3 protein-coding genes are annotated in these 1,684 nt (G+C 37.4%); all 3 read left to right on the top strand.

Annotated elements, in window-relative coordinates:
- The coding region (locus ABZA26_RS14515) for a hypothetical protein (RefSeq protein ID WP_372715206.1) at positions 1-843 on the top strand (843 nt) is incomplete at its 5' end.
- A 59-nt stretch (positions 844-902) separates the two neighbouring features.
- Complete coding sequence (gene rpiB, locus ABZA26_RS14510) at positions 903-1,358, top strand: ribose 5-phosphate isomerase B (RefSeq protein ID WP_372715205.1); 456 nt, start codon at positions 903-905, stop codon at positions 1,356-1,358.
- Between the two features lie 17 nt (positions 1,359-1,375).
- On the top strand, positions 1,376-1,684 hold a 309-nt coding region (locus ABZA26_RS14505; protein WP_372715204.1), incomplete at its 3' end, for a histidine triad nucleotide-binding protein.

The raw sequence follows: 1,684 nt of genomic DNA, 5'->3' as shown, positions 1-1,684 counted from the left end.
GGAGGCATTCCTGTGGCAAAAATTATAGAGACGACTTTTACCGGAGACAGTATAAAGTGTATAGGGGGCATTCTAAATAATGAGAGTAATTACATTTATTCCCTAATGGAGAATGACAATCTGGAATTTGAAGAAGCTGTGGAAAAACTAAAGGAAAGAGAATATAGAAAAAATACGGACATTTCAAATCTTACTGAATATGAAACTGTGAGCGAACTTGTGATACTTGGACTTTATGCTATGAATACTGCCATAATTCTTAAAAATATGGACACTACAGCTACCATACACCCCGATAAAAATGATTTTATCGGATGCAAAAAGCTGGGATATACAATAAAACCCATGGGCATTTTGAATAAAGATATTGATGGAGTCACCTACTATACAGGACCTGTTGCTGTCAAAACCCAAGATATTTTAGCGAATATATCTTGGGATAATTGTTTAGTTTTTTTAGAAGGAGAAAAATCTGGAAGGCTAGGACTTACGAGCCAAAACAAAGGAGGAGACCCTACAGCACTCGCAATGTTTGATGATCTGGTTAACCTACTGACACTAAAAAGAAATAAAAATCCTACAAAAATAAACGTACATGAGAAATCTCCTCAAAAATGCCTTAATGGAAAACATATATTCAGTATCCCCTGGTATAGGGGCATAAATGATTTTATAACTGCAATTACTCTAGAAGAGGGCATACCTGTCTCGAATATGTTTGAACTGCAGGGAATACTCTTTTTAGAATCCGGAGAGATTTCCTGGTCCAGAAAAGAAGAACTTACAAGACGCCTAATGGAAGAAGGTATCCAGATAAAAAACTCTTTCCCGATTTTTTCTTAGTGTTGAATTTTGAACGACACTCCTGTATAATGTAAGAAATCAAATTTTAGGAGGAACTTATGATAATTGCATTAGGAGCAGACCACGGAGGATTTCAGCTTAAAGAAAAAATAAAAGAACATCTGATCGAAAAGGGACATGAAATACTGGATCTAGGAAGTCATTCAGAAGAATCAGTAGACTATCCTGAATTTGGGAGAGCAGTTGGTGAGGCTGTTCTAGATGAAAAAGCAAACTACGGAATAATCGTTTGCGGTACTGGAATAGGAATATCAATATCAGCAAACAGAATCAAAGGGGTCAGAGCAGCTCTTTGTACAGATTCTACAATGGCAAGACTTACAAGACAGCACAATGATGCTAATGTACTTGCCCTAGGAGCCAGAATAATCGGAGACGTCTTAGCACTTGATATAGTAGATACTTTCCTTGCTACAGAATTTGAAGGCGGAAGACATGCAGTAAGAATAGGTAAAATAGAGGAAAAAAACTGTAAGTGTGGATGTAAACACTAATAACAGGAGGTAACTCAATGGCCACAATTTTTACTAAAATAATCAATCGGGAGATCCCGGCGGATATAATATATGAAAATGACAATATAATAGCTTTTAAGGATATTAATCCTCAAGCCCCTATACACATCCTTGTGGTGACCAAAAAAGAGATCCCCACTATCAATGATATTGCTCCTGAAGACGCAGTCCTCATAGGTGAAGCCTATCTGGCTATCGGCAAGATAGCAAAAGATCTAGGGGTATCTGAAGACGGCTACAGAGTAATTGCAAACTGTAACAGTTACGGTGGACAAGAGGTATTCCATCTGCATTTCCACTTGATG

Source organism: Ilyobacter sp. (genome assembly GCF_041583315.1).
Classification (GTDB): domain Bacteria; phylum Fusobacteriota; class Fusobacteriia; order Fusobacteriales; family Fusobacteriaceae; genus Ilyobacter.
The sequence above is the reverse complement of the archived record's forward strand: the minus strand, read 5'-3'. Positions and strand labels throughout refer to the sequence as shown.

What these genes read in the sequence shown, in the direction of transcription:
- rpiB (WP_372715205.1), top strand. Translation starts at nt 903, where the DNA reads ATGATAATTGCATTAGGAGCAGACCACGGAGGATTTCAGCTTAAAGAA.